Here is a 25090-nt window from a genome sequence, read left to right on the forward strand (position 1 = left end):
CTGCGGACGCATCGATATGAAACAAAAAAAGCCTTCCATGAAAAAGAAGGCTTTACGATATCGAACTCGTTCCTTTTCATCTGCCAGGCGTGTGCCTGCTGGAATTAGCACCTGACCTTAGTGGCTGGTTGCTGAAGCGTCATCGGGCCAGTCCCTCGACTTCTCTAGATAAGAATTCACTATTCAATTTTAAGTATTTCCACATGATACCCCCTGAGGTGATTCGGGTCAAGAAGATTTATCAAAAAACAACGAACTTTCTGTTAAATTTCCGACTTTCTCACCAAGCATCCGGCACCCGCGGGTTGAAGCTGGCTTGCTCAACAGTGAATTTATACCAAGCGAAAGGTTTGCCATCGATGATCCACGTAATGTCGATGCGCCTTGGCATTTCGATGCCGTCCATTGTTTGCCATTCGTGTACTTCGGCGATGCATGGCAAGCGCTTGGCCTCTTCGCCAATATCTTTATAGCGCATCGCACGCGCACGCTTCATGCGCCCCAATTCGTCAAACTCGAATGTCACATTGGCGGTCGACCCATTGTAACTTATCTCGGCTTCCACGGATCGTTCACTGCTATTGAAAAAACGCACATACGGGCTAAAAGCGAGTCCCGGCAGCCAGACCATCTCCATCAAAAAGCGTTGCAAGGCCGATTCATCGCGCTTGCCATCCGGAATCGCCCGGTTGATCGGCACCAGCCCCGCGAAACGGATGCGCATCCCGGCCCGGCCATCCCGGAAACTATCGGATCCGGTAACGAATAGACCATCGATTTTCATGCGCGCTTTCCAATAAAACGACGGCGGCTCGACAAAGCTATATTGCTCAGCAGTCGATTCGGTCCATTCTTCCTGGTCAGGTTTGGTCTTCATCCAGCCCACTTGCTTTACATAAACGCCCATCACCTGCTCACGGCCGACTGCGCCGATCGTCTCCAGCCAGTTGGCGATCGGTTTTGGCAGATGCGCCGTCCTCGCCTCTTCCACTTCGCCGGCATGCCGGACTTCTGGCCATGTCGGCTTGATCAGTTGCGTCATGTCTTTGTACTTTCGATAAGCTCCGTATGCTCCGAGTGATGTCAATGCTAAAATCGGCCATATGCGTTTCATGCCTCATACCCCTTTCCGATTTTGCTGCGCATTTCCTTCGTAACTCTTTCGACACGTCCTGCATTTCCCCTGCTGAATAGGCCAATCGAAAAACGCCCCCGGAAGGCTAAGCTTCCGGAGGCGTTCGGTGTTGATCAGTTTAAGTTTTCAAGAGCCGGTTCGAGATGTTCTTTCAATGCCGGTCCCATCGTTTGCGAATACAGCGTCGTCAAATGGTGCTTATCGCGATAGACCAATACATTGCCCACAACAGGCGGGCACGTATCGTCCGTACAGAAATACTCGGACATATCGGCAAACGTGACGTTGTCCGGAATGCCTTCCGTGTTTTCCCATGGAACGACATCCGATAAAGCTTTGCTGCGCTCGACCGAACAATTGTCGACGCTCAATTCGTCAAGGCATAAAGTCGGGTCGACTTTCATGCGCGGATTGTCGCGCACCGCGAAGATTTCTGCCACGCCTTCGAATTCTTTCCATTTATTGATGTAGCCTTTTGGCACCGTATCTCCCGAATTCACCGTCGCTGTGGTAAAGATCAAATCAGGCGGATCTGCCATCAAGCGCTCTTGCAAATTATCGTTCCACGTCATGCACGCTTCATCCAGTTGGCCATCGAAATCGCCGCTTGAGAATCGGCACGCATCTTTATTGAAGACATCGATGCGCATGTTCAGCTCTTCCGCGACAGCTTCAAGCGCCGGGAACCAATGCCCCGAATGTGAGCCGCCGACAAGTGCGACGACATGCTCAGGATTTTCCGTGACGCCAAATGAACATTCTTTCAACTTGGAACTGACGCTGCCTGTCAGGAAGCAATCTTTGTTGCTATAGAAGGTCGGCAAGTCTTCTTTTGCCGACAAGAAGTCTGGCTGCAGTTGCGCATCTTCTGCCGGCTGGATATTTTCCAACACGGCGCGTGCGCCTGGGTTATCTTCTACCGTAGCCGTTCCTCCGCTGCTCGCCTGGACGAAAACGCCCCACGAGAGGCCGATCAAAATCGCCGGTGTCATCAAAGCGACCAGCACTTTCGACAAGCGTTTTTTCGAATGCTTGATCGGCATCTCACGCACCGGCTTTTCGACAAGTCGAATCGTCAGGACGGACAAGATGAACGTAATTCCGAGTATGGCAAGACCTGCTGGAGTCGTTACCGTATCTGTGTTGAAGTAGGCGTAATAGAACACCAATAATGGCCAATGCCATAAGTAAAAACCGTAGGAAATGCTGCCGAAATACTGGAACGGTTTCGAGCCGAGCAATTTCTGCACACCGAACGCCTGTCCGTTTTCACTGGCGATAATGACCAGGATCACTCCACCTGTCGGCAACAATGCCGCAAATCCAGGGAACACAGTCGAGACTGGCAGCACCATGCCCGTGAAGGCGATGATCGCCAGCCCGACCCAACCCATGATGAGATGGGCCCGATCCGGGAATTTCAAATATGGAAGCATGAGCGCAAGCATCCCGCCGAGCGAGAATTCCCAAGCCCGTGCAAAAGTATCAAAATATGCCCACGGCTGATTGACCGCCGTGATATAAACCGAATAGCTGAGTGAAGCAAGGAAAATCACCGATAGCACGGCGAGCAAAGTTTTGCGCACCGGCGTCTTCAGGATTTTCGTCGCTAGCAGATAAACGAGTGTGATGACGATTGGCCACGTGACATAAAACTGTCCTTGAATCGACAAGGCCCAGAAGTGCTGGAACGGGCTTGCCGTGTTGTTTTGTGCCAAATAATCGACCGCGTTATTGGCCAACTGCCAGTTTTGGAAGTAAAACATCGACGAAAACAATTCGGCGATTGTCTGGCGCCATGTGCTGAGCGGCAATAGGAAAATCGACAGCGCCGCACTGACGGCAAGTACCGTAAAGGCCAGCGGAAACAGTCGTTTCGCCAAACCTAATAGATTTTCCAAATAATTGATGCGGCCTTCGCGCACCATCCGTGACAATAGAGACGTTGTAATCAAATATCCCGAGACGATGAAAAAGACATCGACTCCGCCGGAAACCGACCCGATCCAAATGTGATAAACTGCCACCAAAAGCGCCGCGACTGCGCGGACGCCTTCCAGCTCAGGCCGGAAGCGCTTTTCAGGCACCCGTAAATCTGCCATGATGTGTACCTCGCCATTCTAATATTTTGTGGAAAGAAATAGTTCTTAAACAAAAGATTTCCATTGTAAATTTATTATTAAAGAGTAAATTTTTGAATAATTAAAATCCATTCCTTGCCAGTTTAAGTGTACCTTAATCCCGCACAAGTCTCAACAACATATCCGATAGTCGAAATATTCTTGTGCCTTTAAAAAAGCCCTGCCATTTTTGGCAAGGCATTCATTAAAATAGGAAACTAAACATGAATCCGGTATACGCCGCTGCCACAAACCCAAGACTGAACACGAACGACAGCCATTCGGGCAATTGCTTGCGATACCCCAGCCATTGCAAGCCGAGGAAAATCACGCCGATCGCCATCATCAAAAAGCCGTCGATGTTCGGCGTCCACACCGCCTGCACCGGCAAATACTGCGGTCCAGCGAACCATTCGACAAACGGCGCGCTGCCTTCTAGACGGAAGGTTTCGTTGATATTATGCGGCGGGGCGAGCTTGCTCATAAAGGCGGTAATCAATAACACCACCAGCAAGAGCCAGCTCTCCACTTTAAGCCACGGACGGTTCGGCGCATCGCTTCTCGACAAGGCGGCATTGATGAACGCGGCGAACAGGAGTGGAATGATGCTTAAATGCTTTAGCAACAACAGCTGTCCATAAGGCAAGATCCATGAGCTTGCGTAATCTTCCGGCGCCACGAAAAACAGCATGAGCCAAATGCCGCTGCCGATCAAAATGACCATCAGGGCTACCGCAAACGGCGTGAACCAGTTAAGAAACGCACGCCAATTGCGCCCGTCTTTCATAAACCAGGCAATGTGGATCAAGACGCCTGCCCATAATACAAGCGCCAGGAAATGAAGCGCATGCGCCGTAAATCCTTGCCAATCCGCAATCGATGCCGCATGGCTTGCATACGCTACATTGAGCACACTGAGCACGAGCCAAAAAGTCCGTAAGCCTGCTGAACCATCTCGCCACACGACAATTAGCCATGCGAGCGCCATCAAGACGCCGAATACATAGCTTTGGCCGGTGCGAAATTGCGTGATGACATCAATCATGGCTTGCATCAGGCCAAAGCGATCCCCCAGCAATAAGACGAGCTGGATGACAGGGGGCGCAAGCAAAAGTGGAATCGACGCAAGCGCCAGTACCAGCCATTTTTTTGGAACTTCAATAAGCGGCTTTTTTTCCGATTGAATAAACCGCAAGACAGCGTCCCCTGCGAGAAAGGCCAGCACCACGTAAAGGAAAAAATCCGATAACGCGATCAGCCAACTCATCTTTTTCTACGCATCAAGACGACTGCCCCGATCAATAGAATGATGGCGATGCCTGCAATGATCAAAGTCAGGCTAGATCCCGCGTCTTCTGAAGGGGCTTCAGGTTCCCCGCTTGACGCTTGCTCCATATCCGATGCTTCCGTTTGTTCGCTTTCTTCAGCTTCAGCTTCGGCCGCTGCTGGCTCTTCTTCTGCTGCAGCCGCTTCGTCTGCTTCTTCAGAAACCGCTTCTTCCTCACCTGCCTGCAACTCAAAAGCCAAAGATCCTTCAATCGGATGGCCATCCTCACTTAATACTTCATAATCCACCACATACGAACCATCTTCTAATTCTTCAGCGGGAGTGCCGATCAATTGATCGTCCATCACGGCCACTTCACTAAAATCCACTGCCGTGCCATCCACGCTTAAGGCCATCGTGCTGCCCTGTTCGATGTTTGCGCTGAAATCCAGCGCAATTTGTTCAAGCGGCTCTGTAATGACCGCCCCTTCTGCCGGAGTAGATGCCTCCAAGGTTGAATGTGCTTGGGCTGCAAGCGGAAATGCGAGTAATGCACTTAATAAAATCAAGGTCTTCTTCATAGGTATGATTCCTTCTTTCCTGTTAAATGAACTGAATTATTGCATCCACTCTTTTCAGCCTATTTCATTTGAGCGAAAGACACAAGAACGAGGCGCTTGGATTTATGAACTTTCCCCGAAGATTGGCGGGATAAAAAAAAGCCCCGAATGATTTCGGGGCTTTCGTTTTACCATCCACGAACCGTTTCCTGAGAAGGTTTTTCGCGCTTCTTCAAACTTTCGGCAAGCAGGCTCACTGTAATCATCGATGTAAAGCCGAGGATTGAACTGAAGAACATGGCTTGAAAAACGTGTTCGATAGCACCCGTGCCGGTCAGGATCATATAGCAGCCGGCTCCGCTGACGACCGATGCGATAGCGCCCGATTTATTGGCGTGCTTCCAGAAATAGCCGAGACTGATCGGGGCGATGATGCCGCTGATGATGGCGGATGTCCCGAAACTCGTCAGCAAGGCCAACGATTCCGGGCGGCTGACCGACATATAAAGCGATATGAGGCCGATAAAGATTAGAGATACTTTTGACGCTGTTAGCACTTTGGCGTCGAGTTCCTGCGCCGTTAAGTTTTTGTTTTTATAAAGCACCGGCACAGCCAGCACTTTAAACAAATCGTTGCCGATGCTATTGGTGATGCCCAAATACAGGCTATCGGTCGTCGATAAGATCGCGGAAATCACCCCCATGACGAGGAGCGCGACGATGGCGACAGGAAATGCTTCCATGATATATGCCGGGATGGCGCTATCGGCTGACGCGAGGCCTGGCAAGATAATGCGTGCGGCAAGCCCTGCGAACACCGAGAAAATGGACAAGGTGAACAAGGAAATACCGGCGGATAGCGTGAAGGTCCGCAAATCCTCTTCTTTCTCAACGGTCAGCACTTTATTCATCAAATGCGGCAACAAAACGAATGAAAACAATAGCCATTGGATGCTCAAGATGGCAAAGCCGCTATAGAACGGCCCGCCTGCCGATAGCGGCGCAACGAGTGCCGGATCGATTGCGCGGAGCTCTGCTTGCAAGGTGCCGAATACATTCCATCCACCGCCGATTGTCCATAATAGCGAGATGAATAGCAATAATGAGACGACTGCCATCGTCGCTCCTTGGATGCCGTCGCTGACGATTTGCGCAAACGCTCCGCCTAGGCTGACGTAAATGATTGTGATGATGACACCAATCCCAATGCCCCATAGATAAGGAATGCCGATGACCGTTTCGAACATCGTCGCGAGTCCGACATTCTGCCCGACGATGTAATAGATATTGAACAGCACCAATAGGGCGACGAGGACGCGCAAAGCTTTGCTATTGTAGCGGTTGCCGAGCCACTCGGGAATCGTCAAGCTGCCGCCGTTTTTCTGCCCGTAGCGCCAGAAGGTTTTCGTGAACAGCAACAGGCCAAGCCACGTGACCCCGAAGCAGCCAATCGTATACCACAAAGTTGACAGACCGTATGTATACGCCCATCCGGGAACGCCCAGAAACAAATTGGCGCTGGCGTAAGAGGCACCGAAGCTCATGCCGACAACCGCTGGATTGACTTTGCCTTTTGCGATCGCAAAGCCTTTCATCGATCCGCTATGGGCCTTTCCTTTTTTCCCGAGCCATGTAGTCAATGCGAAATAGCCGACAAGCATCACGATTATAAATGGCAATAGCCACGACGTTTCATCCCCCATGGCGCTCGCCTCCTTTCGGTTTTGGGTAAAGTTTATTCCATAAAGTCAGTCCGGCTGCCCAAAAGACGGCTACGGCGATCCAGTAAGCTGTCAGCATATCGATTCCTCCCTTAGTTTCCGGCTAGTTCGTGCAAATGCTTGAAGTTTTTGCCCGGATGATTGTCCTTCAACTGTGCTTGGCCTTTGCCATAGATTTTCTCTCGGTACGTGCCTTCTGTGTATTCTGACTGTACGAGCCCGCGTTCCTGCAAAACCGGCACGACCAGTTCGACAAAGTCCTCGAAACTGCCAGGTGCGAGCGTATACGCTAAATTAAAGCCATCGACGCCGGTTTCGTCTCTCCAGCGCTCGACTTCATCCGCCACTTGCTCAGGCGTTCCAACCGCGACCGGCCCGCGTCCTCCGATGCCGACGAATGTCGCAAGTTCACCGATCGTCCATTTTCGATCCGGATCTGCACGCGTGAACACTTCAACTGCTGACTGCATGGCGTTACTTTGAATATATTCGAGTGTGTCATCCGGTTCATATCCCGAGAAGTCGATGCCGGTCCAACCGCTTAAGAGCGCGAGCGCCCCTTCGTAGCTGACATGGCTTTTCAAGGTTTCGTATTTCTCTTGTGCTTCTTCTTCGGTCTTCCCGACAATCGCCGTAAAGGTCGTATAGACGAGCACATCTTCCGGGTCGCGCCCGTTCGCTTGGATGCGTTCACGCAGCGCATCGACGCCCTTTTTTACAACAGCAATCGTTGGCCCTGCCGTAAACACGGATTCGGCGTGCTTCGAAGCGAATTCACGGCCGTGCGGCGACGCCCCTGCCTGGAACAATACTGGCGTGCGCTGTGGCGACGGTTCCGATAGATGCGCACCGGGCACTTTAAAATACTTGCCTTCGTGGCGAATGTCATGAACTTTTGACGGGTCGGTATAGACTTTCGATTGGGGATCACGAACGACCGCGCCGTCTTCCCAGCTGCCTTCCCATAATTTATAGCAAACGTCCAAATACTCGGCGGCGAATTCATAACGCTCATCATGGCTCATCTGGTCATCAAGCCCAATATTGACTGCGGCGCTTTTCAAATAGGAAGTGACGACATTCCAGCCGATGCGCCCTTTGGTCAGATGATCAAGTGTCGACATGCGCCGGGCGAACGTGTACGGATGTTCGTGGCTGACAGAAGCCGTGACCCCAAAACTCAAATGCTCTGTCACCGATGACATGAGCGGCACGACTAGTAGCGGATCGTTGACCGGCGTCTGCACCGCATTGCGAAGTGCCGCATCGCGCGTGCCGCCGTAAACGTCATAGGTCCCGAGCACATCCGCCAAGAACACCGCGTCAAATTTCCCTTTTTCGAGCAGCTTCGCAAGCTCGATCCAGTATTCGCTATCTTTGTACGTATGCGACCGGTCGTCCTCGTGAAGCCATAACCCGGGTGACTGGTGAGCACCTGCGCACACCATCTCAAATGCGTTCAAATATATCCGTTTCTTCGTCATCGTCTAATTCCTCCTTTTGAAATTATGATTTCCGCAGTCCCGTGTAAAAATAAAAATAGCCCTCTTTTCTCGGAAAACGAGAAAAGAGGGCTATTTAAAATGCCGGGTCCGCTCTCTTATCTCCCAAGGAATCTCTCCTTGCTGGAAGTAGCACCTTCCTGATTAAATCAGGGGTTGCTGAAGCGTCATCGGGCCAGTCCCTCGGCTTCTCTGGATAAGATTATGAAATTAATTAATCCCTATCTTAGTACTAGGAAATATAGAAGTCAACCGAATATTGTAAATTTTCCTTCTTTTTTTCTTGGACTCTGACATGAACTATTCCATCCCATCAATTTCTTCTGCCGAATGAAAATGATCTGCGAACACGGTGCTTTCCAAATTGCGGATATCGACCGCGATCGGTTCAAGCAGCACGGAAGGCACTTCGCTTTTTCCGTTATTGATGCTGGCGGTCGGTTCGATGGCGTTTCCTTTTGCCAAATCGACAGCAAGCGCTGCTACACGCTCTGATAGTTGCTGGATTGGTTTATAGACAGTCATCGTTTGCGTGCCATCGACGATACGTTGTACGGCGGCGAGTTCTGCGTCCTGCCCTGCGACCGGGATGCCCCCGGCAAGCTCTGCCTGTGCAAGCGCCTCGATCGCGCCGCCAGCCGTCGCGTCATTGGCCGCGATGACGGCATCAATTTGATTGCCGTTGATCTCCAAAGCCTCTAACATATGGCAAATGCTTGTTCCGGCGCCCAATCCTCTGTCCACTCATCATAAATGATATGGACGTCGCCGCGTTCAATCGCTGGCTGCAGCACGTCAAATACGCCTTTTTTCAATAAATGCGCATTATTGTCTGTCGGAGCGCCGCCAATATAGACGTAATTGCCTTCTGGAACCAATTTCAACATCTCTTCAGCCTGCAATTTCCCCACTTGCTCATTGTCGAAAGAGACATATAAATCGATCTCCGCATTTTTCACAAGCCGATCGTAAGCGATTACTTTGATGCCCGCCCCATGCGCTTTATGGACAATCGCTGCGGTCGCTTCCGCATTATGCGGCACAATGACGAGTAAATCAATGCCTTCCTGGATCATCTCCTCAGCCTGCGCAATCTGCAGCGCATCATCTCCGTTCGCGGCGGCAATCTCAACTTCCAACCCCCGTGATTCGATCGCTTGCTCGAAAAGCTCTCGGTCTTTCAGCCAACGCTCTTCTTTCAAGGTATCCATCGCAAAGCCGATTTTTAACGGCTCCTGATCTTGTACCGTCTCGTCTTCTTTGAACACGCTTTTTTCAGGGAGCTCTGCCTCTTTCTGGCAACCCGCCACAAAAACGCTGATGCTGATCAACAATGATATCCGCATGAGCAGCTTCATGTGCTGATTCCTTGTCTGCGCTTTGAATTCAACAGGTTCAAACGGTATTCCGTCGGGGACAGCTCAGTCATTTTCTTAAATACTTTGCTGAAGTAATTGGGCTCATGGTACCCGACTTCTAAGGCAATCGCCTTCAAGCTGATTTCCGGGTCTGCCAATAGTTTCTTGGCTTTTCCCATCCGGCATTCTGTCAGGAAGTCGATGTAATTAATGCCCAGCTTGTCTTTGAATAATTTGCTGATATAGATAGGGCTTAAATCCACTTTTCTTGCCAGCACTTCCAATGAAATGTCTTCATGGGAATGCTCGGTAATGAATTGCTTGATTTGATGGATTTTATCAAATTCCAGCCGGTTGAAATGCATATCGTAATTTTGCTTTAACACATTGATCAAATCCAAAGTTGCCAGCATCAGTTGACGATAGTCTGTAACCGGAACCGCATAATAAGGTGCGTCTATCTCGACGCCTAACTCAGCCATGATCCGGTTGGAGAGCCAAACCCACTCAAGGGAACGCTGCTGGGTTCTGAGAACAGGTTCGCCCATCCGTTCCAATTGCCGGATCAAGCCGGTGATGATTTCCTCGACAGCATCCCAATCGCCGAGCCGGACGTAATCGGCCATTCTTTTTTCTTGTTGTTTGATAAGTGCCGGGTGGTGCGAAGGGGCCGGCTCCAAATCAGCTGAATAGAAGCGATAACGCGAAGGAACCGCTAAATCGCTCATCGCGACTAATGATTTCTGGTAAGACTCCCGCACTTGCCCAAATGAATCGCACACTGTTCCGATTCCGACGAAGCATCGGTCCCGTTTACCGCTTGCCGACAGGATTTTATCGGTGAGCGTGATCGCTTGGGAGCGGAACGAATGCGCAAGGTCACGAAAGACGATGAGTGGCAATTGCCTGTCGTAGCATGGCCCTGCCCAAATATGGGGCATTCCGCTGATTTCTCGCTTGATGTCTTGGCATATTTCTTCCGCACCTTTAGGGATGGCAATCGTCATGACGAATTTTTCTTTAGCAGGCTCGGTCCCTTTCATTTCTACTAACAAATCGATATGCATGTCCTGGACCTGATCGAATAATAATTGCGTAACGATATCCATCTCTACAATCGCCATCGCTTTTTGCAAGGAGCTTTGTTGCTGCGCTTTCTTTTTCAAATGGTTGAACAATTTCTCTGCAATGGCCACAATTTCTGCCGCTTTGCTCGGTTTCAACAAATAATCTTTCACGCCCAATTTGATCGCTTGCTTGGCGTAGTCAAAGGTATCGAATGCCGTCATCATGACGACTTCAACTTCTGGGTCGGTCTCGCGAATCCGTTCGATCGCTTCCAAACCCGTCATGACCGGCATCATGATATCCATGAAGATAATATCTGGCTGCCAGTCGGCTGCGGTTTCTACAGCCATTTTGCCGTTTTTCGCTTGTTTGATCTCTATATCCTCGAACGAACGCTCCAAGATTGCTTTCATCCCTTCACGTTCGATTGGTTCGTCGTCCACGAGCAGGAGCTTAAACATAACTTTCAACCTCCATTACTTTCGGCAATTTCAAAATGATTTTGGTGCCGCATTTTGGCAAACTTTCGATTTCCACCACATTATCGCGGCCATAGAACAGCTGAAGCCGTTTGGCCACATTGGCAAATCCGATACCCGTCGCATGCCCTTCCTGTGGAGTGATGCCGCCTTTCAGTAGCTGTTCGATTTTATCCCTGTCCATTCCTTCGCCATTATCTTCAATTTCAATACGGATATGCTGGTCTTCGTCTTTGATGCGGAACCAGATTTCGCCGTCATCTTCTTTTGGTTCGATGCCATGAATCACAGCATTTTCGATGAGCGGCTGAAGCGTCAGGCTCGGCATCTGATAAACTAAGGCGGAGGCGTCCAGATCGATATGAAAGGTCAATCGATCGCTGAAACGGGCTTTTTGGATATCCATATACTGCCTCAGGACATGCGACTCTTCTTCAAGTGTCACAGTATGGTCGAGGCGTTTCAGGTTATAGCGCAGCAAACCAGCTACGCTGACCAATAGATCGCTAGTGTCTTCCGCCCCGTCTAAATAAGCTTTTTTCGACAAAGTGTTCAAGGTATTAAACAAAAAATGCGGATTGATCTGGCTTTGCAGATGGCGCATCTGGCTCTGCTGCAGCAACAACTGGCTTTCCTGCAATTCGCTTTCCACTTGTGCTTTTTGCTGGATTTCCAGGATCAGTTTATTGATGTTCACGCGCATATGATCGAAGGTTTTCGCCAAAAAGGAAATTTCGTCATTGGAATTCACGCGGATCGGCTGGTCAAAACGGCCCTTGGCCAGTTCGTTTGCCGCTTTTGTCAATTGATGGACTGGCTTCGTGATGCTCAAGGAAAATAAATAAGTGAACAATAATAATAAAACGCTTGTGAGTGATAACAATAGAATGCCCATCGTGTTTAATTCCTGTGATTGCCGGATAATGTCGCGGTAAAAACGTTCGTAGGTCCTGAGTTCGGAATTGAAAATCGATAAAGTCATCTCGGAGATATAGACAGACATGCGGTTCGCTTCCGTGAATTCGCTTGCTGCGATGTCGTTTTCCCCTTGTTCGCTGAAAGTGACGGAACGTTCCACGGTTTCCGTAAAGCTTTCGATCATATTGCTGTAATTGGTTAAGGAAAACTCATTGTCCGCATTGCGCAACTCCAAAAGCGACGCCTGAGCATCCTGCAGCCTTTGCTGGCTAGACACAAGGGTCGTGGCTGAGCGGGCTGTCGGGTTGGATAAATGATCGTTCAAATTGGTCACGGTCTGCTGGCTCGAAGCAGTTACTTCATTCATCTGCAGATAGCGCTCCAAAATATCATTGTATTGATCCTGCATTTTCTGGTTATAAAACGTCAATGCTAGCCAAATCGCGAACATCATGACAATGACGATTCCCGCGAGCATCCAAATCTTTTTTTGGATCGTGTTCACGGCAATTCATCCTTTCCTTCCACTATGCGGATATCGGTCACATATCCTGCAGAATCGAGAGGGACAACTTCATTGCGAAGCCACTTCATCATCATCTCGACGCTTTTCGCCCCCATCTCTTTCGGCGATTGTTCGATGATCGCATCCAGCTTCCCCTCTGTTAGCAGCTCAGAAGCATCCGAACCGTCATCGAACGAATACAGAAAAAATGGTTCGAGTTCGGTGCGGCTGCTGATTTCCTGCATGACTACACGGGCTTGACGGATATCGAGCAAGATGAATGCATCGACATTCGGATGCTGGTTCAGTGCGCTTTGCGCAGCAGCTGCTGCTTCCTCGTCAGATGATCCACTTTCTATATAAATGGACCGGATCTCAGGATATTGTTTGAGACTTTCCTCCATTCCGTTCAAGCGGAGGCGCTCACTATATTCGAGATTGCCATCACCCAGCAGGACGATTTCTCCTGAGTCGCCCATATCATCCAACAATTGTTCCATCAGCAATTCACCGGCAGCATAGTGGTCCGAGCCCACGTAGGTTTTGCGTAAGCTTTTCTCGACGGGCACATCATTTGCGACCGTGATGATGGGGATGCCGTACGAGGCAGCTTTGATACGTGCCAATTGCTGGAATTCATCGGTATCATTGCCTTGCACGATGACACCGTCCACTTTCGAATGAAGCGCGATTTCCACTTGCTTCAAGAAATCTTCCTGGTTTTTGCCGTAGCTTCCCCATATTTCAAAACCGACATCTTCCCGCTCTGCTTGACTGGCAGCGCCTTCTCCGACCAATTTCCAGAATGGCGTGTCCAACTCTTGAGTGATAAGAACGATTCGCTTTCGCTCTTGTTCGCTGCTGACGGCGGATGGCAGTTCCCATTCCGAATTCAGGACTTTGTTAACAGACAAGATAGTAAAAAATCCGAGCACGGCACATAACGAGCACAGCACAAAGATGACTTTTTTTCTCACGGTTCGCTCCCCTTTTCGCGATGAAACTGTTCTCATCTTACCACCTGTCGGAAAATTCGCAATACGGTCTATATGGAAATAAGCACCTTCCTATGAAGGTGCTTGTGTGTGATGAAGTTATCCGCGTTGCTTGCGTGTCATGACCTCGAAAATAACAGCAGCGGCCAAGACGCCCCCGCGAATCATATACTGATAGGAAATGCCGACACCAAGCAAGTTCATGCCACTCGACAAGGAAGCCATCACGATCGCGCCAATAATAGCGCCGGTGACCTTGCCGACACCGCCAGCGGAAGACACCCCGCCAACATAAGCGGCCGCGATGGCATCGAGTTCAAACAAGGTTCCCGCTGTCGTTGTTGCCGATTGCAGTCGCGCTGTGAACAGGATGCCCGACAAAGCAGCAAGCATGCCCATGGAACCGAAGACAATCATGGTGATTTTCGTGACGTTGATGCCACTTAAATGGGCCGCTTCCGGGTTGCTGCCGACCGCATAAATATTGCGCCCAAGAACGGTTTTCGTCGAGAGGAAATGATAAATCACAACGACGAGCAGCATGATGACGACCGTCCATGAAAAGCCATTGTATCCTGCAAGCACCCATGTGATATAGCCGATGATGAATGAAACAAAAACCAGTTTCACAATAAAGATCGGCAAGGAAATCACTTCAAAGCCATATGTCACTTTATTGCGTCGAGTGGACAGTTCGCTGTAAATATAGAGCGCAATACCGACCGCTCCAACAAGTACCGATAGCAAATGGAGACCATTCACTTCGACGAGTGATGGGATGAAACCATTGCCGAGTGAATTGAACAAATCGTCATTGACGATGATGGTACCTGTCGATTCTGTGACATTGAGTAAAGCCCCGCGGAAAATCAACATGCCGGCCAGTGTCGCGACAAAAGACGGGATGCCAATTTTCGCTACCAAAAAGCCATTGAACAAACCGATAATGATCCCGAACACCATAACGATCGGGATGACGAGCCAAACGGACAAGCCCATTTGTGTCAGGAAAATCGCTGCCACTGCGCCGAGAAACCCGGCGACAAATCCGACCGATAAATCGATGTGGCGAATGACGATGATGAGCGTCATGCCAACTGCGAGCACGGCGATGTAGCCGGCTGAATCGAGCAGATTACTGATGTTTCGGGATGACATGAACAAGCCGTCGGTCATCACGGAAAAGGTCAGCATGATCACGAACAAGGCGATGTACATGCCGTAATCGCGAATATTGGTTTTGATCAGAAAGCGCGCTTCATTGAAAAAACTCATGGATTTCTACCCCCTATTGCGTTGCCAATTCCATAATGGCTTCTTGTGTCGTACCTGCTCTCGATAACTCTCCCGTGATTGCGCCTTCTGCCATCACGTAAATACGGTCGCTCATGCCGATGATTTCGTTCAGTTCAGAAGAAATCATGATGATGCTCATGCCTTGTTTGATCAATTCGTTCATGATCGTGTAGATCTCGAACTTCGCTCCGACGTCGATGCCCCGCGTCGGTTCATCGAGGATCAAAATTTTTGGTCCCGTGAATAGCCATTTGCCGAGCGATACTTTTTGCTGATTGCCGCCGCTCAGTTTGCCGACTGCCAGTTCAAGCGAGCTGGTCTTGATGTGCAGCGATTTTCTGTACTCCGATCCCACTTTCACTTCCTCATTCAAATTCAACACGCCGCTTTGCGAGATTCCTTTCAAATGAGCCGCTGTCAGATTGTTCTTGATGTCATTGATCAAGAACAATCCGTTGCCTTTCCGATCCTCGGTCACATAAGCGATTCCAGCCTTAATGGCATCGCTCGTATGCTTGAATTGAACGTCCCGCCCGTTGACCTGCATATCGCCTTCCACTTTGTATTTTTTCGGGTTGCCGAATATGCTAAGCGCCAGTTCCGTACGTCCCGACCCCATCAGTCCGGCGATTCCGATGATTTCACCTTGTTTTAATTGGATATTCGCCTTTTTGACGACGTGGCGGCCCAATTGCGAATCGTAGGCTGACCAGTTATTCAGCTCCAACACCGTGTCGCCAAATTCATGATCCAAGCGCTTCGGATAGATATCGGCAATTTCGCGTCCCACCATGTTCTTGATAATGACGCTTTCTGAGATTTCGCCTTTATGCGCATCCAAAGTGACAATGGTTTTGCCATCCCGCAGGATTGTCGCTTTGTCGGCGATGGAAATGACTTCTTTTAATTTATGGGAAATCATGATGCACGTAATTCCCTGTGACCTCAATTCCTTTAACAGCTCCAATAAGTTTTCGCTGTCGTTTTCGTTCAAGGCAGCGGTCGGCTCGTCAAGAATCAATAGCTTGACCTCTTTGCTTAACGTCTTGGCGATTTCCACCAATTGCTGCTTGCCTACCCCGAGATCCTTGATCAAAGTCTCCGGATCCACTTTCAATTTGACCTTTTCCAGCATCTTGACGGACTGGACAATCGTTTCATTCCAATCAACGAATGGGCCTTTCCTAATTTCGTTGCCGGCGAAAATATTCTCATAAACCGTCAGATCCGGAAACAGTGCCAGCTCCTGATAGATGATGGCAATTCCTGCTTTAACGCTATCGTTGATTTCATTGAAGCGTTGCACATCCCCTTCGAAGACGATGTCGCCGTCGTATGTACCATAAGGGTATACGCCGCTCAGCACTTTCATGAGAGTCGATTTCCCTGCACCGTTTTCACCGATCAGGCAGTGGATTTCTCCGCGTTCGACTTTGAAATTGACGTCATCGAGTGCTTTGATGCCCGTAAACTCTTTCGTAATGCCGTTCATTTCTAAAATATAGTCGCTCATCTCTTCGCCTCCCCTGCAAAAAAACCTGAAGGAATGGAGAAATAGTGATAGGCGGCGCTACCACTATTCCTGTGTCCTATTGTTTATTCGATGCCTGTAAATTCACTGGCTTCGTAATATTCTGTGTCGATCAATTCGGATTTCACGTTTTCTTTGTCAACCACGGTAACGTCTGTCTGTTTCGCTTTCACTTCACCTGCGCCGTTATCGTAAGAACCTGTTGTCTCGGGTTCATTGCCATCCAATACTTCGACCGCCATGCCCATTGCATCCTGGACAAGTGTACGAACATCTTTGAATACCGTCATCGATTGTTTCTCATCGATGATGTACTGGATTGATGCTTTTTCGGCATCCTGGCCTGTGATTGTGTAATCTGTCACAGCGGAATCCGATCCAAATACATCTGCAATCGAGCGAGCCGTGCCGTCGTTTGGTGCCAAAATCGCTACATCGCCTTTCAAATCTTCACCTACTGACGTCAAATGCGTCTGTGCTTTGTTCTTGGATTCGTTTGGATCCCAGTTCGTGGTGACCTGGCCGATGATTTTGCTCAATTGGTCGCGATCCAATTCTTTCGTGTCAGACAAAGCTTCTGCTTCGCTGGAGTTAGCGATCTTGAATGTGCCATCAGCAATTTTCGGCTGCAGCACTTCCCATGCGCCTTGGAAGAATAGGAAAGCATTATTATCCGAAGAAGCACCGGCATACAAGTACAATGGGTTATCGGAGCCCTCAGCGTTATCGATCAAATACTGTGCTTGTGCTGCCCCCACTGCCAAGGAATCGAATGTTACGTAGTAATCAACAGCATCTGTATCGGTAATCAAACGGTCATACGCAATCACGGTCACATCATCTTTTTTCGCTGCTTCTACAGCGGCAGCTGCAGCCGCCCCGTCATGCGGCGTGATAATCAAGACTTTGATGCCTTTGTTCAACAATGCTTCGACGTTTTCTTTCTCTTTAGCCGAAGATCCTTGGCTGAAGAGAATTTCAGTCGAGTAATCCGAATCCGACAGTGCATCTTTAAAGCGTTGTTCATCCTGTACCCAACGCGGCTCATCTTTTGTCGGTAACACGATGCCGACATCTACCCCTGAGCCAGAACCAGATCCTGAACCTTCTTCCCCCTCGCTATTGCAAGCAGCGGCCATTAAAGCGAACAACACCAGAATCATCAGTAACAGCAAACTTTTACTATTCTTCTTCATATCTTTTCCCCTCTCCCTTTGTCCATATAAGTCATTACTCTTTAAGTATAAATTCTGAAAACTTTAATGATAGCGCTTTCACTAGCACTCTTTTAACATCTTCTGTACTTTTTCAACTTTTCGCTCCAAATGCTTCACCAATTTTTTTAATCGTTCCGTATATCCGCGCATGAAAAAACGCCAATCCCTTAAAAAGGAATTGGCGTTCTTCTCATTGTTCCTGTCCGCGCGGTGCTTTTGGCGGTTGGCATGTGTCGCATTTGCGCTGGTTGTTCTTGTTGAACTTCGTGAAGGTTTTCTCGAAGTTATTGCCGCATGCACATTTGAACAACAACTTTTGGGAAAATCCATGATACTCCGTCGACAATAGTTTGCTGTCGGAATTGTTGTTGACAAATGTTCTGATTTTATCGATCGTCCATCGTTTATTCATTTAGTTACACCTCAATTTAATAGTAGAAGAAAGCTTTTCGGGCTTTTCGTCTCAAGCGGCTGCTTCATTGCGCCTTAAGTTCTCTATTATACCACGCATGGGCGGCAATTGAGGATAATTGCTGTTTTTTAGCTTGCGGTTTTTAACATATGCAAGATCGCTTGCGTCAGATAGGGAGTATCACTTTCCAATTGCTCGATGGTGTAAGTGCCCGAGAAATATTGGATTACCAGTCCATCAACAAAAGCAATCATCAAGGAAGCGCCTCGCCCTTCTTGAATGACCGGATACCGGCCGCCTCCATCGAGTCCCTGCAGCTTCTCTTGTACGCGGTCAACCATTCGCTGGAAGGAACTGCTAAAGGTGTCGACATCTATTTGTTGTTGGGAATATCGGCTCATCGCAGTTTTGATCGTCGCCAAATTCCGTTCGTTGTAAGACCATGAGTCATGCAAAAACGCTTCTACGAACGCCTCTACACTGTCAGATTGGTTATTATCCACTGCGTCCAAGTAATCTTCTTCCAGTTTCCCCAATGCCTCGTCCATCCGGTTTTTTGAGCTTGTGTGTCCCATGAGATCCGCCTCCTTATTATTCCAAATAATTGGGTTACGGGGTTCATTTCCCGATTTGTGAAGCACTAAACTCTCCATTCCCATAAATTTTCCAAAAAGCGATTTTGGTGCTGATCGTCATTTCCACAAAAAAATGCCGTTAAAAGACGTGAGCTTTTAACGGCATTTCGTTATTTAATATTGGCTAGTCGCTACAGGTACTTCTTTCTTCTCGAACTCATTGAGCAAGGCTCGCACTTCATCAGTGGTCTCCGTATGCATCAAATCGTTGCGGAGTTCACCGGCACCGCGTACACCACGGACGTAAATCTTGAAGAAACGGCGCAATGGCTTGAAAGCGATCGGCTCAGTTTCGGTCGAGTATTTATCGTGGAGGTCGAGATGCAGGCGCAACAGGTCGAACAATTCCTGTGTGCTGTGCTCTTTCGGTTCCTCTTCGAAAGCGAACGGGTTGTGGAAAATCCCGCGTCCGATCATGACGCCGTCGATGCCGTATTTATCCGCCAGTTCCTGGCCGGTTTTGCGGTCTGGGATGTCGCCGTTGATTGTCAGTAAGGTATCCGGCGCCACTTCATCACGCAGCGCTTTGATTTCAGGGATCAATTCCCAATGCGCTGGCACGGCGCTCATTTCTTTTTTCGTCCGCAAATGAATCGACAAATTGGCAATGTCTTGTTCCAGGACATGGCGCAACCAGCCTTTCCATTCGTCGACATGCGTATAGCCGAGGCGCGTCTTGACGCTGACAGGCAGTCCGCCCATTTTCGCCGCTTGGATAATTTCCGCTGCGTTGTCCGGATAATTGATCAAGCCGCTGCCTTTTCCTTTAGCGGCAACGTTCGGCACCGGGCAGCCCATATTGATGTCAACGCCTTTAAAGCCTTGCGCTGCCATGCCAATGCTCATCTCGCGGAAATGCTCCGGCTTGTTGCCCCAGATATGGGCGACAATCGGCTGCTCATCTTCCGTGAATGTCAAACGCCCACGTACGCTGTGGATGCCTTCCGGATGGCAATAACTCTCTGTATTCGTAAACTCCGTGAAATATACATCAGGGCTCGCCGCTTCCGCCACAACATGGCGAAACACCACATTCGTCACATCTTCCATCGGCGCCAATACAAAAAATGGCTTCGGCAATTCACGCCAAAAATTTTCTTTCATAGCTCAATTCCAATCCTTTCCTTGCGGGATGAAGCGTCCCTCCATCCAAAAAATTCACTGTCATCTATAATGGGAATCCAACAATATCAACTGTTTCAATAGGCTTTAGCTTTTCGTAACCTTATACAGTTTACACGATTCCACGCGCTGTGGAAAGAGAGGCGCTCCTTTCGAAAGACAGATAAAAGCCCTCACTGTTGTCTGTGAGGGCTGAACGCAAAATCGGTTAATCGCCGAAGCTCTGTCTCATCTTCTGATCTAGTCTCTCAAACGTTTCCTTGAGGAGATCTTCCGGTATTTCTTCGTACTGGTCTCCCATGTGCACTTCAAAATAACAGGACCCGCTGTTCCGTTCTTTCACATAACCGGTGATGCCGATTCCTGTTTCTTGCCCAAGCTCCACAAGGACCGGTTCGACTTCTTCTTTCGAGTGTGCGAACTGGACGTGGAACATATTCGACACCGGCACTTTCGGCAAAGTCGAAATGCCTGTACAAGAATTAAACCATTCAGCCACGCGCTTCGCCGATTCGTAATAATGCCCCATCTTCTCGGAGCGTTCGTTGAAATAATAATCCGCCGATACGATATACGGATAAAGGCTGATCAAGTCGCCGCCGTGGCGTCTTTTCCATACTTTTGATTGCTGCGTGAACGCTTCGTCCCCAGCGAGGATGGCGCCGGCAATTCCGCCGATGCCTTTGTATAAAGACACATAGACGCTATCGAACAAGGCACAAATTTCCGCTGCGGACTTTTCATAATAAGGAGTGACTTCTAGCAACCGGGCGCCATCAAGATGCAGCTTGATATTGTGCTTGCGGCAATAGCTGGAGATTTGCTCCAGCGTCTCGAAGCTCGGCAATTGCCCGCCAATTTCACGCTGCGGCAATTCCAATAGTACAGCCGCCACCTCGTCCCCTAACTCCGTGACGTCCTGTAACTCGACAACTCGGTCCGGAGACGTCAAATGCACCGCTTCGATGCCATGCAATTCTTTTAATCCGTCCTCTTCATGAATCTCCAAATGGCTCAGCGGATGATAGGCGACGGTTTTCAGCCCTTTTTCATCACACCACATCCGCAGCGCAATCTGCTGGGCCATCGTACCGCTCGGAAAAAAGACAGCCGCTTCTTTTCCAAGGAAAGCCGCCATCTTTTGCTGAAAACTTTCGATGACTTGCCCCGTTCCATAGATGTCACTTTCCATTTCATCTGCCATCGCTTCAAAAGCCTTCTTCAATACGCCAATGTTTCGCGTGCCGTGATTCGCCAATTGATACGTCGATTGCTTAAAGACCGCTTGTAGCCGGTTCAGTTCCGTCAATATCTTCACTCCTCCAACTAGCTGATGTCGTATTGATCAATAAAAACTATAACAGTTCTTCCCCGATTTTTTTGCTTGGTACAAAGCGTGGTCAGCTTGTCGAAGAAGTTCTCTCAAGTCCTGGTTTCCACCGGCTGGATACTGTGCAATGCCGATGCTCGCCGATAGCGAATAATCCGCTTCCCACTGGCTCAAGCTGGCAAGCAGGCGTGTTGCCCATTCACTTAATTCCGCAGCACTTACAGGCTTGGCAAAACAAATCAAAAATTCATCCCCGCCGAGCCGTGCCGCTAAAACATCTGTCTGACCTTCGATAAATTGCTGCAGCTTGGCTGCCACTTCTTTCAAGACGAGATCGCCTGTCTCGTGGCCGTATAGATCGTTGACATTTTTAAACCCATCTAGGTCCAAGAAGAAAATCGATCCCCCAGCTTTCGAATTGCCATCAAAAAAACGGGTAAGGAAATGCCGATTGTACAGATCTGTCAGCGAATCCCGATATGCAAAGCGTTCCAGGTCAAGGTAATAGGAGAACATCCGCACAATGCGCTGCAATAATGTGATGCTTCTTGCATCGAATTGGCTTTTCTCGTCATTCACCGCACATAAAGTGCCGAAGCGGTCGCCGTTAACAAAAGAAATCGGCAGGCCTAAGTACGACCTTACATGGGCCGCTTCCAGCTTATCTTCAAAATGCTTCAATTCTGGAGCGTCTTGAACATCCTCATAGACCAGTGGCTGCTTGTTTTCGAAATCCATCCGGCTGCACAATGTGTCATTCAGGTCGAGCACCATGCCCTCCGCTACAGGAATGCTGCTGGTATTCAATGAATGCTTCAAGACAATTTGCTGGGCTTCCGTGATAGAGCTTAAATAAAATAATTGATCCGGCAAAATCTCTTTAGCCAAATCGATCACATCTTCCGCCAGCTCATCAAAATTCTTATACATTTCCAATTCCTGAAAGGTCTCCATCATGTCAGCACCTCGCGTTATATCAGATTTCTTGTTTTCATTTTGAAAATGGCTTCATCCCATTTTGGAATAGCCAATATTTAACTATCCGAGTTAAAGTTTAACATAGAATGGGCCATCGTGAAGTGTCCTTCCTGCTCAATCAAACCAGAAAAACCCCGGACACAGGCACATAATACGCTGCCCGTTCCGAGGTTTCTCCCCCATTTCATCGCCCTGTTTTTAATAGCTGACCCAGCTTAAACCAGTCGTCCCTTCTCCGGCGTGGACACCTACACAGACACTCAACTGGACGGCTTCCACTTTGAGGCCTGAGAACTCTTTCATCAATTCCTCTTTCCACACTTGGGCACCGGCTTCATTATTGCAATGGATGACCGCCACTTCCGGTACCATCCCGGATTCCATATCCGCACGCAATGCAGAATTGACGCTTTCCTTGGCGCGCTTGTTCGAACGGACTTTCTCTTTCATGACCGTCACGCCGTCCACAAATGTAATCACCACTTTGATGTTAAGGATATTGCTTAGGAAAGCTTGCGTCCCTGACACCCGGCCACTTTTATGCAATTGGTTCAAACTCGATGGAATGAACGACAAATGCGTTTTAGCCGTCAATTGATTGATGGTCTCTACCACTTCTTCCGGTTCTTTGCCGGATGCGAATAATTCATTGCCAATTTCGATCATCTTGCCCATCGGAAACGAGCCGATTTTCGAATCGATCGGGTAGACCGGAAAATCCGTCATGTCGGCAGCTGATTGCGCGCTGTTGAACGTGCCGGATAGACCGCTCGACAAATGAAGCGCCACGGCCAACTCATAGCCTTCTGACTGCAGTTTTTCGTACAAGGCCGTCATTTCCCCGATGGCCGGTTGTGAGGTTTTCGGCGACACTTTTGCCGCACGTAATTTATCGTAAAATTCTCCTTGTGTCAGATCGATCGATTCGCGGTACGAGCCGTCGTCAAACACGACACTAAGGGGCAATACATAAACATGATGCCGTTGAATGAATGCCTCATCCAGTTGTGCAGCTGTATCCGTAATCCATGCTATTTTTTTCATGCGAATTTTCTCCTCTAGATGCAAATTCCATATCGGAAGCAATTGTCTGCTTCTGTGCTAACGTACAGGAAGTATAAGCGCAACGGCTAGTGACAGATGTCACATAAGGGCAAATTAATGTAAGCGCCGACATCATTTGCACTTATCTCATTACTTAAGCTTATCGCCCAATAAAAAAACGGGCCATGATCCATTACAGATCATCGCCCGTCTCATGCTGTTCATCGATTACTTTCAAGCTATACGTGAAACCGGTGCGTTTTGAAGACATCCTTTCTTTCTTCAATCGCTTCACCAGTTCCGCTCATAACTTAATTTCCGTCTGTCTTCGCCACTCTCGCCTGGCGTCTTGCTTCGCTGCCGAATTGCTCGGCATACATCGTCTTGGCCGCTTTTGGCGCTGCCCAGAACGTTGTCAGCAATAGCAAGGAAACCGGAATCGCCGTGACGACGATAAAGGATTGGATGGCTTGAATGCCGCCTTCACTGATCATCAACAGCACGATGGCGACCGTCCCCATAATGACCGCCCAAAAGACGCGCATCGCTTTCGGTGGATGGCCGTTACCGGTAATCGCGACCGAAATGGTGTAAGCCATCGAATCTGCTGTTGTCACCACGAAAAGAATCGTGACTAATAAGAACAGTGGCGCAATGACGGTATCAAACGGCAATTGCTGCGTAATCGCCATCATCGCAGCCGGCATGCCATCCGCGTTCAAGGCAGAAGAAATGACACCTGGTTCTCCAAGCTCATAAAACATGCCCGTCCCGCCGACTACGGTAAACCAGAACGCCGTCACGATCGGCGCCGTAACCGACACAGCCAGGATCAATTCGCGAATCGTCCGGCCTCTCGTGATGGTGGAGATGAAAATCGCCATCATCGGGCCATATCCGAGGAACCAGCCCCAGAAAAAGATTGTCCAAGAACCCAGCCACGCGGAATCTCCGCGGAATGTGCTCATCGCCAAAAATTCCTGTAAATGAATACCGGATGCCGCTAAGAAAGTATCGGCGATAAAGCCGCCCGGGCCAATCACCAAAATAACCAGCATCAAAACGAGCGTCAGCGAAATATTGACATTACTGAGGAATTGGATGCCTTTTCGAAGTCCCGTGATCGCAGAGATCGTCGCGATCACCACGACTGCCACGATGATCATCACTTGAGTGAACAAAGTATTCGGCACGCCGAACAATGATTCCAGCCCGTAAGCCGCCTGCAAGCCAAGAAAACCAATTGGGCCAATGGTGCCGGCTGCGACCGCGATAACGGCCGATGCGTCAATGGCAGTACCCAGCACGCTTTTCCCCATGATCTTTTCGCCAAGTAATGGATACAGCAAAGAACGTGGTTTCAACGGCATGCCTTTTTGATAATGCGCGTACATCAGCACGATCGTTCCAAGCGTCCCGAGAATAGACCAGGCAAGAAAGCCCCAGTGCAAGTATGACTGCGCAAACGCTGGCACGACCGCTTCCACTGTACCGGATTCTACGCCTGCAAAATTAGGGGACCGATCCAAAAAGTGATACATCGGTTCAGCCGCGGCCCAAAACACGCCGCCCCCGGCAAGCAAAGTTGTCATGATCATGGCAACCCATTTAAAATAACTGACCTCGGGCTTATCGATGCCTCCAAGCCGAATCTTCCCGTACTTTGAAAATCCCAAAAACAAAGCAATAAAAAACGTTCCCAGCAATAATACTTGCCACAATGCGCCAAAGTACTTCACCGCAAAGGCAAATGCCGTATTCACAAGAGATGATACCATCTCCACATTAATAAATGACGCTAGAACAAACGCCACCAATAGACCGCCACTAATCCACATGACCGGCCAATCCGTCCTGGATGCATATTTCTTCAATCTGATTCCTCCTTTATCGTTCT

At 49.1% G+C, this 25090-nt stretch carries 19 protein-coding genes, 1 pseudogene and 2 riboswitches; all 20 genes and pseudogenes read right to left on the reverse strand.

All coding sequences use genetic code 11. The annotated features are described in order from the left end of the window. Nucleotides 1-73: 73 nt before the first annotated feature. Nucleotides 74-175, reverse strand: a riboswitch (SAM riboswitch). A 105-nt stretch (nt 176-280) separates the two neighbouring features. Then, complete coding sequence (locus tag AY633_RS10190; protein ID WP_068488263.1) at nt 281-1114, reverse strand: DUF6920 family protein; 834 nt, start codon at nt 1112-1114, stop codon at nt 281-283. A 134-nt stretch (nt 1115-1248) separates the two neighbouring features. Continuing rightward, entirely contained in the window at nt 1249-3237 is a 1989-nt protein-coding gene (locus AY633_RS10195; RefSeq protein ID WP_068488264.1) for an acyltransferase family protein, read from the reverse strand. 223 nt (nt 3238-3460) lie between these two features. After that, a complete protein-coding gene (locus AY633_RS10200; protein ID WP_068488265.1) occupies nt 3461-4522 on the reverse strand; it encodes a copper resistance D family protein in 1062 nt (353 codons plus the stop codon). Next, nucleotides 4519-5103 carry a copper resistance CopC family protein gene (locus AY633_RS10205; RefSeq protein WP_068488266.1) on the reverse strand — a complete coding sequence of 195 codons (585 nt, stop codon included), beginning with the start codon at nt 5101-5103 and terminating at the stop codon, nt 4519-4521. Before AY633_RS10205 ends, AY633_RS10200 begins: the two co-directional genes overlap by 4 nt. A gap of 167 nt (nt 5104-5270) precedes the next feature. Further along, complete coding sequence (locus tag AY633_RS10210) at nt 5271-6785, reverse strand: sodium:solute symporter family protein (protein ID WP_068488267.1); 1515 nt, start codon at nt 6783-6785, stop codon at nt 5271-5273. Between the two features lie 110 nt (nt 6786-6895). Further along, nucleotides 6896-8287 (reverse strand): LLM class flavin-dependent oxidoreductase, encoded by a 1392-nt coding sequence (locus AY633_RS10215; protein ID WP_068488268.1) that lies wholly within the window; start codon nt 8285-8287, stop codon nt 6896-6898. A gap of 113 nt (nt 8288-8400) precedes the next feature. Then, a riboswitch (SAM riboswitch) is annotated at nt 8401-8508 on the reverse strand. 97 nt (nt 8509-8605) lie between these two features. After that, nucleotides 8606-9663 (reverse strand): annotated as a pseudogene (locus AY633_RS10220) (sugar ABC transporter substrate-binding protein). Then, nucleotides 9660-11192 (reverse strand): response regulator transcription factor, encoded by a 1533-nt coding sequence (locus AY633_RS10225; RefSeq protein WP_068488269.1) that lies wholly within the window; start codon nt 11190-11192, stop codon nt 9660-9662. The pseudogene AY633_RS10220 and the gene AY633_RS10225 overlap by 4 nt, the downstream one beginning before the upstream one ends. Then, nucleotides 11185-12633: a sensor histidine kinase gene (locus AY633_RS10230; protein ID WP_068488270.1), complete on the reverse strand. Its 1449-nt coding sequence runs from the start codon at nt 12631-12633 to the stop codon at nt 11185-11187. Before AY633_RS10230 ends, AY633_RS10225 begins: the two co-directional genes overlap by 8 nt. Beyond that, nucleotides 12630-13610 (reverse strand): sugar ABC transporter substrate-binding protein, encoded by a 981-nt coding sequence (locus tag AY633_RS10235; protein WP_068488271.1) that lies wholly within the window; start codon nt 13608-13610, stop codon nt 12630-12632. Before AY633_RS10235 ends, AY633_RS10230 begins: the two co-directional genes overlap by 4 nt. A gap of 117 nt (nt 13611-13727) precedes the next feature. Beyond that, complete coding sequence (locus AY633_RS10240) at nt 13728-14903, reverse strand: sugar ABC transporter permease (protein ID WP_068488272.1); 1176 nt, start codon at nt 14901-14903, stop codon at nt 13728-13730. Nucleotides 14904-14916: 13 nt separating this feature from the next. Further along, nucleotides 14917-16437, reverse strand: coding sequence for an ATP-binding cassette domain-containing protein (locus AY633_RS10245; protein WP_068488273.1), 1521 nt, complete (start codon nt 16435-16437; stop codon nt 14917-14919). 83 nt (nt 16438-16520) lie between these two features. Then, complete coding sequence (locus tag AY633_RS10250) at nt 16521-17651, reverse strand: sugar ABC transporter substrate-binding protein (RefSeq protein WP_068488274.1); 1131 nt, start codon at nt 17649-17651, stop codon at nt 16521-16523. Between the two features lie 211 nt (nt 17652-17862). After that, nucleotides 17863-18084, reverse strand: a complete 222-nt coding sequence (locus AY633_RS10255; protein WP_058381746.1) for a hypothetical protein — start codon at nt 18082-18084, stop codon at nt 17863-17865. A 128-nt stretch (nt 18085-18212) separates the two neighbouring features. Beyond that, the gene (locus tag AY633_RS10260; protein ID WP_069577116.1) at nt 18213-18659 is read right to left on the reverse strand and encodes a hypothetical protein; all 447 of its coding nucleotides are present in this window, start codon (nt 18657-18659) and stop codon (nt 18213-18215) included. Between the two features lie 174 nt (nt 18660-18833). Beyond that, on the reverse strand, nt 18834-19823 hold the full coding sequence (locus AY633_RS10265; RefSeq protein ID WP_068488275.1) for a tRNA dihydrouridine synthase: 990 nt from the start codon (nt 19821-19823) through the stop codon (nt 18834-18836). Between the two features lie 226 nt (nt 19824-20049). Further along, complete coding sequence (locus AY633_RS10270) at nt 20050-21150, reverse strand: threonine aldolase family protein (RefSeq protein ID WP_068488276.1); 1101 nt, start codon at nt 21148-21150, stop codon at nt 20050-20052. A gap of 36 nt (nt 21151-21186) precedes the next feature. Beyond that, on the reverse strand, nt 21187-22101 hold the full coding sequence (locus AY633_RS10275; RefSeq protein WP_260804557.1) for a sensor domain-containing diguanylate cyclase: 915 nt from the start codon (nt 22099-22101) through the stop codon (nt 21187-21189). A 246-nt stretch (nt 22102-22347) separates the two neighbouring features. After that, nucleotides 22348-23193 carry a DegV family protein gene (locus AY633_RS10280; RefSeq protein ID WP_068488278.1) on the reverse strand — a complete coding sequence of 282 codons (846 nt, stop codon included), beginning with the start codon at nt 23191-23193 and terminating at the stop codon, nt 22348-22350. A 311-nt stretch (nt 23194-23504) separates the two neighbouring features. After that, the gene (locus tag AY633_RS10285; RefSeq protein ID WP_068488279.1) at nt 23505-25067 is read right to left on the reverse strand and encodes a BCCT family transporter; all 1563 of its coding nucleotides are present in this window, start codon (nt 25065-25067) and stop codon (nt 23505-23507) included. Between the last annotated feature and the right edge of the window lie 23 nt (nt 25068-25090).

Origin of the sequence: Planococcus maritimus, from assembly GCF_001592825.1 — a bacterium.
GTDB classification, from domain to species: domain Bacteria; phylum Bacillota; class Bacilli; order Bacillales_A; family Planococcaceae; genus Planococcus; species Planococcus maritimus_C.

Coding starts and splice junctions, on each gene's coding strand:
- AY633_RS10275 (WP_260804557.1), bottom strand. CDS start 22,101: ATGTATAAGAATTTTGATGAGCTGGCGGAAGATGTGATCGATTTGGCT.
- AY633_RS10215 (WP_068488268.1), bottom strand. CDS start 8,287: ATGACGAAGAAACGGATATATTTGAACGCATTTGAGATGGTGTGCGCA.
- AY633_RS10260 (WP_069577116.1), bottom strand. CDS start 18,659: ATGGGACACACAAGCTCAAAAAACCGGATGGACGAGGCATTGGGGAAA.
- AY633_RS10255 (WP_058381746.1), bottom strand. CDS start 18,084: ATGAATAAACGATGGACGATCGATAAAATCAGAACATTTGTCAACAAC.
- AY633_RS10245 (WP_068488273.1), bottom strand. CDS start 16,437: ATGAGCGACTATATTTTAGAAATGAACGGCATTACGAAAGAGTTTACG.
- AY633_RS10195 (WP_068488264.1), bottom strand. CDS start 3,237: ATGGCAGATTTACGGGTGCCTGAAAAGCGCTTCCGGCCTGAGCTGGAA.
- AY633_RS10250 (WP_068488274.1), bottom strand. CDS start 17,651: ATGAAGAAGAATAGTAAAAGTTTGCTGTTACTGATGATTCTGGTGTTG.
- AY633_RS10205 (WP_068488266.1), bottom strand. CDS start 5,103: ATGAAGAAGACCTTGATTTTATTAAGTGCATTACTCGCATTTCCGCTT.
- AY633_RS10240 (WP_068488272.1), bottom strand. CDS start 14,903: ATGAGTTTTTTCAATGAAGCGCGCTTTCTGATCAAAACCAATATTCGC.
- AY633_RS10200 (WP_068488265.1), bottom strand. CDS start 4,522: ATGAGTTGGCTGATCGCGTTATCGGATTTTTTCCTTTACGTGGTGCTG.
- AY633_RS10225 (WP_068488269.1), bottom strand. CDS start 11,192: ATGTTTAAGCTCCTGCTCGTGGACGACGAACCAATCGAACGTGAAGGG.
- AY633_RS10265 (WP_068488275.1), bottom strand. CDS start 19,823: ATGAAAGAAAATTTTTGGCGTGAATTGCCGAAGCCATTTTTTGTATTG.
- AY633_RS10190 (WP_068488263.1), bottom strand. CDS start 1,114: ATGAAACGCATATGGCCGATTTTAGCATTGACATCACTCGGAGCATAC.
- AY633_RS10210 (WP_068488267.1), bottom strand. CDS start 6,785: ATGGGGGATGAAACGTCGTGGCTATTGCCATTTATAATCGTGATGCTT.
- AY633_RS10280 (WP_068488278.1), bottom strand. CDS start 23,193: ATGAAAAAAATAGCATGGATTACGGATACAGCTGCACAACTGGATGAG.